Raw genomic sequence first — 5,431 nt, forward strand, 5'->3', positions numbered from 1 at the left:
TCGCCGCGGCGGCGACCTGGGACACCGACCGCGCGGCCGCCGCCTACGCCGCCAACCCGGCCGCGGTCACCGCCTCCGGCAGCGAGAACGCCGGCACCACCCCCGGCCTCGCCTTCGACGGCGACGGCGCCACCCGCTGGTCCAGCAACTTCGCCGACGACGCCTGGATCCGCCTCGACCTCGGCACGACGATCCGCGTCGACCGCGTCACCCTCGACTGGGAGACGGCCTACGGCAAGAGATACGTCCTGGAGGTCTCCAAGAACGGCACCGACTGGACGCCCTTCTACACGGAGACGGCCGGCACCGGCGGTTCGGTCACCACGAGCACGTACCCCCAGGAAGTGACGGGCCGTTACATCCGCCTGCGCGGCCTGGAACGCGCCACGCCCTACGGCTACTCGCTCTACTCCTTCAAGGTCTACGGCGGCGAACCGGCCCCCGCGTCCACGATTCGCACCAACCTCGCCCTGAACCACCCGGCGTACTCCAACTACTACCAGCACAACGGCAATTCACCGGCGTACGTCACCGACGGCGGCTGGCCCGCCAACCTCAAGGACGACGCGACCCGTTGGTCCAGCGACTGGAACGCCGACCGCTGGGTCTCGGTCGACCTCGGCGCGACCTCGACGATCGACACGGTCGACTTCTACTGGGAATCGGCGTACGCAGTCGACTACTTGCTCCAGGTCTCCGACGACAACACCACCTGGCGCACGGTCTACGAGCCCTCGGCCGCCGACATCGCCGCCCGCCGCGCGAACATCCAGGCCCCCGCCGACGCCACGGGCCGCCATGACACGGTGACCCTGCCCCAGCCGGTCACCGGCCGCTACGTCCGCATGCTCGGCAAGGAACGCCGCTCCTTCTACAACCCGGCCCCCTACACGGCCCAATTCGGCTACTCCCTCTACGAGTTCCAGGTCTGGGGCACCGGCGGCAGCGCGGCGGCGGCCTACCCCGCACTCCCCGGCGACCAGTCGGGCACGTACCAGACGACGTTCTTCGACGACTTCACGTCCGCCGCCCTGGACCGCTCCAAGTGGCGGGTCGTGCGCACCGGCACGGAGATGGGCTCGGTCAACGGCGAGTCCCAGGCGTACGTCGACTCGACGGACAACGTCCGTACACAGAACGGTGAGCTGATCCTCGCGGCGAAGTACTGCAAGGGCTGCACCCAGGCGGGCGGCGGTACCTACGACTTCACGTCCGGCCGCATCGACACCAACACGAAGTTCGACTTCACGTACGGCAAGGTCAGTGCCCGCATGAAGTTGCCGGTCGGCGACGGATTCTGGCCTGCCTTCTGGCTGCTAGGCAGCAACGTCGACAACCCGTCGGTCTCCTGGCCGGCCTCCGGCGAGACCGACATCATGGAGAACATCGGCTACCCGAACTGGACGAGCACCTCGCTCCACGGCCCCGGCTACTCCGCCGACGGCAACATCGGCGCCCGCCAGACCTACCCGAACGGCGGCACCATCGACCAGTGGCACACGTACGCCGTCGAATGGACCCCGACCGCGATGCGCTTCTACGTCGACGACAACCTCGTCCAGGAGACCACCCGCAACAAACTCGAATCGACGCGCGGCCAATGGGTCTTCGACCACAACCAGTACGTCATCCTCAACCTCGCGCTGGGCGGCGCGTATCCGGCCGGCTGGAACCAGGTGACCACGCCGTACTGGGGCCTGCCGCAGTCGAGCGTCGACAAGGTCGCCGCCGGGGGAGTGCAGGCGGAGGTGGACTGGGTGCGGGTCGAGCAGAAGAAGTGACAGCTGGGCCGGTCCGGAGCGCGGAACCGGACCGGCCCGTTCGCCGCACGCACCGCGCCCGGGAATCCGGTTGCCGCATGTCCGGCCCCCTGACACGCTCACGCCCATGCCGATCTTCACCGCACCCGACGGAACCCGCCTCGCCCATCACGCGGAGGGCGACGGCCCACCCCTGATCTGCCTCCCCGGCGGACCGATGCGGGACTCGGCCTATCTCGGCACCCTCGGCGGCCTGACCGCCCACCGCCGCCTGATCCGGCTGGACCTGCGCGGCACCGGCGCGTCAGCGATCCCCGTCGACCCGGCGTCCTACCGCTGCGACCGTCTCGTGGCCGACGTCGAGGCGCTGCGCGAACACCTGGGCCTGGACCGGATCGACCTGCTCGCGCACTCGGCCGGTGCGAATCTGGCCGCGCTGTACGCGGCCCGCCACCCGGACCGTGTGGCCCGGCTGACCCTGGTCACCCCCAGCGTCTACGCGGTCGGCATCGGGATCTCGGCCGAGGACCGGCTCCAGGTGGCACGGCTGCGCGGGTCCGAACCGTGGTTCGGACCCGCGTTCGCCGCGCTGGAGGAGATCACCGCGGGCCGGGCCACGCCCGACTCGTGGGAGGCCATCTCGCCCTTCGCCCACGCCCGTTGGGACGAGGCGGCGCGTGCCTTCGAGGAGGCCGACGCGAAGGAGAAGAACGCGGAAGCCGCGGCCGGCTACGCCGCCGAAGGAGCCTTCAGCCCCGCCGACACCCGCGCGGCGCTGGCCGGTTTCGCCTCCCCGGTGCGCGTGCTCGCCGGGGAGTTCGACATCTCCGCTCCGCCGCACGTGATCGCGCGATACGCGGAACTGTTCCCGAACGCCGAGTTCGTGATCCAGCCGGGCGCCGGACACATTCCGTGGCTGGACGACGCCGAGCGGTTCGCCGCGCTGGTGCTGCCGGTCAGCAGTCCCTGAACTCCGGTGACTGGTTCAGCACTTGGGACCGTACCGACGTGAACCGCGCATAGGTCTCCCCGTCCCGGGCCGTCGGCCGGAACGCCGCGACCCGGTGGCAGTTCTGGAAGGCCAGGGCCACCCCGAAGTGGCGCTCCAGGCTGCCCCGGATCGCGTCGCTGGCCAACGCCCGCAGCAGTTGGCCGCGTTCCATCTCGGAGGGCGGCGGGGTCTGGTTGTCGGTGAAGTCCGCGGTGCCGTCGTGGAGTTCGGCTGCGAGGCCGGCGACGAGGTCGTAGGCGTACGGCAGGGACGTGCGGACCGTGTCCACGAAGTCCGCCTCGCGGATGGTGCCGTGCTCGGCTTCGGCGAGGAGCTTCGGGGAGACGTCGAGAGACATGAAAAGGGGTGTCCTGTCAGGTAGTCGGAAGGGTGCGGTGGTCGTCAGGCCAGGGCCGGCGGGCCCGGTACGTAGTCCGGGTCCACCTGGGCGGCCAGGTCCAGGCCCGTCGCCCGGTCCGCCCAGGCCCGCGCGTTGCGCAGGTGGAACTCGACGGCGTGGCGGTGCAGGGTCGGCCAGTCCCGGGGGCAGGAGTCCACGGCCTCGCGCAGCAGCCGCAGGGCGTGCGTGTTGTGCGGCTCCAACTCGCCCTGTGCCCGGCCCTGTTCGGCGGCGCGGACGGCGGGGGAGTGGACCAGGTGGGTCAGCAGGTCGTCGCCCACCTCCTGTTTGAGGAAGAGCAGGTCGTCCTCGCCGCTCACCTTGTTGCCGATCACGGCGATCCGGATCCCGAACTCCCGTGCGTGGTCCCGGTACTGGCGGTAGACGGAGACGCCCTTGCGGGTGGGTTCGGCCACCAGGAAGGTGAGGTCGAAGCGGGTGAACAGACCGGAGGCGAAGGCGTCGGCGCCCGCCGTCATGTCGACCACGACGTACTCGCCGGGGGTGTCGGCCAGGTGGTTCAAATACAGCTCCACCGCGCCGAGTTTGGAGTGGTAGCAGGCCACCCCGAGGTCGCTCTCCGCGAACTCGCCCGTCGCCATCAGCGGCACGTCACCCGCCCGGACCACATGCCGGGCGTGCACCTCGTCGTCGCCGAGCAGGCGCAGCAGGCGTGAGCCGCGTCCGGGTGGAGTGGTCTTGATCATGGCCTCGGGGGAGGCGATGCGCGGGTTGGTGCCGCGCAGGAAGTCCTTGAGTTCGGTCAGGTGGGCGCCGAGCGGAGGGGCGGGAACGGGTGCGGTGCCGGGGGCCAGGGCCTCGGCCAGGTGCTGGTTGATGTCGCCGTCGATGGCGAGCACGGGGGCGCCGGAGCGGGCCAGATGGCGGGCGAAGAGGGCCGACAGCGTGGTCTTGCCACTGCCGCCCTTGCCGACGAACGCGACGCGCACTACCGGTCCGCCGCATTCGCGGTTTTGAAAATGAATGTCATGTGGCTAGGTTTTAGGCGTCGGTCGCAGGGCTGTCAAATCGGGAGCGGCCATCAGGGGTGGCCGCCTGCCCCCGGACCTCGCCGAACCCGGCCGCCGCACCGGTGGCCGTATCCCGGTAAATCGACGAATGCGCGCAGGAGTCCGCCCGCCCGGACTGAACGCCCCACGCGTCACCGCCGTACCAAGCCATGAACCAGATATGAGCTGCCCCCTAAACAGCCATCGACGGCTACGGCGGCAGCGGCCCGTGGGAGGATCCGTCACCATGAGCGCATCACCGGCGGTACGGAGCCTGCGCGCCGCGGTGTTCGCCGCGGTGTGTGTGCTGCTGGCTGCCGCCGGGCACGGGCTCGCCACCGGCGCGACGCCCCCGCTATGGGCGGACGGCGCCGGATTCCTCGTCGTGTTCGGGACGGGGTGGCTGCTCGGCGGTCGTGAGCGGTCCCTGTCCGGCATCGGTGCCGCCATGCTCGCCACCCAGACGGGGCTCCACCTCGGCTTCGACCTCGCGCGGCCCCGGGCCGGGATGGCGATGGCCGGGATGACGCACATGTCGGGGCACGGCATGACTCCCATGCGGCAGACGCAGGCGATGACGCCGCACGCCGTGGCCGCCCACGTCGTCGCCGCCCTCGTCGCGGCCTGGTGGTTGCGGCGCGGGGAGGCCGCGCTGTGGTCGCTGCTGCGCTGGTCGAAGCCCTTGGCGAACTCGTCGAAGAACGGCGAGAACTTCTGCTGGGCGGCCGGCGTGCTGTAGCCGTCGGCGAGCAGGGTGGAGATCTTGCCCTTGACCTCGTTGAGCTTGTCCTGGAGCTGGGAGAAGTCGTTGAGGAGGGCCTGCGAAGTGGACGCGGTGGTGTCCGAGTTGACGGCGTAATTGGGCATGGGAGTACTCCTTGCTGGTTGTTGGTGGTGCGGTCCATCCCTTTCGGGGATGGAGGTCTGGGTGCGCGAACGTGCAGTGCGGGACGGCTAGTTGGCGTTGCCGGTGTCCGAGCCGTCCGTGGGACTCGTCGGTGCCGTGACGAACCCGTCGGACGGCGTGGGGCTGGTCGGTGCGGTGACGAATCCGTCGGACGGTGACGCGGTGCCGGTACCGCCGTTCGACTGCGCGTCGGAGGTGTTGATCGGCGCGACCGCGGGCCGTCCTGTGGTGGTGGGCGAGGGCGGCAACGGCACGTTGGCGGGGTCCACCGGGGTCGCGGGTGCCGGGCGGGTGGGCGAGGGCGGCAACGGCACATTGGCCGGATCCACCGGAGCCGGACGCGTCGGCGCCAGCGGCGGAGGC

The 5,431-nt window shown here is 70.6% G+C and carries 5 protein-coding genes and 1 pseudogene; 3 read left to right on the plus strand and 3 right to left on the minus strand.

Annotated elements, in window-relative coordinates:
* Positions 1 to 1,781 (plus strand): discoidin domain-containing protein (locus R6V09_RS44830; RefSeq protein ID WP_317887236.1); only part of this gene is annotated, 1,781 nt, incomplete at its 5' end.
* 106 nt (positions 1,782 to 1,887) lie between these two features.
* Positions 1,888 to 2,730 carry an alpha/beta fold hydrolase gene (locus R6V09_RS44835; protein ID WP_317887237.1) on the plus strand — a complete coding sequence of 281 codons (843 nt, stop codon included), beginning with the start codon at positions 1,888 to 1,890 and terminating at the stop codon, positions 2,728 to 2,730.
* On the opposite strand, the gene R6V09_RS44840 is transcribed toward R6V09_RS44835, so the two are convergent.
* Both R6V09_RS44840 and R6V09_RS44845 read right to left on the minus strand, forming a co-directional pair.
* Positions 2,717 to 3,109 carry an SCO5389 family protein gene (locus tag R6V09_RS44840; protein WP_317887238.1) on the minus strand — a complete coding sequence of 131 codons (393 nt, stop codon included), beginning with the start codon at positions 3,107 to 3,109 and terminating at the stop codon, positions 2,717 to 2,719. The two genes, R6V09_RS44835 and R6V09_RS44840, sit on opposite strands and share 14 nt — an antisense overlap.
* 44 nt (positions 3,110 to 3,153) lie before the next feature.
* Positions 3,154 to 4,101 (minus strand): ATP-binding protein, encoded by a 948-nt coding sequence (locus R6V09_RS44845; protein WP_317887239.1) that lies wholly within the window; start codon positions 4,099 to 4,101, stop codon positions 3,154 to 3,156.
* A gap of 307 nt (positions 4,102 to 4,408) precedes the next feature.
* Here R6V09_RS44845 and R6V09_RS44850 point away from each other — a divergent pair, with 307 nt between their 5' ends.
* Positions 4,409 to 4,900 (plus strand): hypothetical protein, encoded by a 492-nt coding sequence (locus R6V09_RS44850; protein ID WP_317887240.1) that lies wholly within the window; start codon positions 4,409 to 4,411, stop codon positions 4,898 to 4,900.
* 215 nt (positions 4,901 to 5,115) lie between these two features.
* Here R6V09_RS44850 and R6V09_RS44855 read toward each other — a convergent pair.
* Positions 5,116 to 5,431: pseudogene (locus R6V09_RS44855) on the minus strand (hypothetical protein); the annotation flags it as partial.

The organism is Streptomyces sp. W16 (assembly GCF_033194735.1).
In the GTDB taxonomy this organism is placed as follows: Bacteria; Actinomycetota; Actinomycetes; order Streptomycetales; family Streptomycetaceae; genus Streptomyces.

Excerpts from the sequence above, each read along its gene's own strand:
- R6V09_RS44835 (WP_317887237.1), top strand. The coding sequence starts at position 1,888 with ATGCCGATCTTCACCGCACCCGACGGAACCCGCCTCGCCCATCACGCG.
- R6V09_RS44840 (WP_317887238.1), bottom strand. The coding sequence starts at position 3,109 with ATGTCTCTCGACGTCTCCCCGAAGCTCCTCGCCGAAGCCGAGCACGGC.
- R6V09_RS44850 (WP_317887240.1), top strand. The coding sequence starts at position 4,409 with ATGAGCGCATCACCGGCGGTACGGAGCCTGCGCGCCGCGGTGTTCGCC.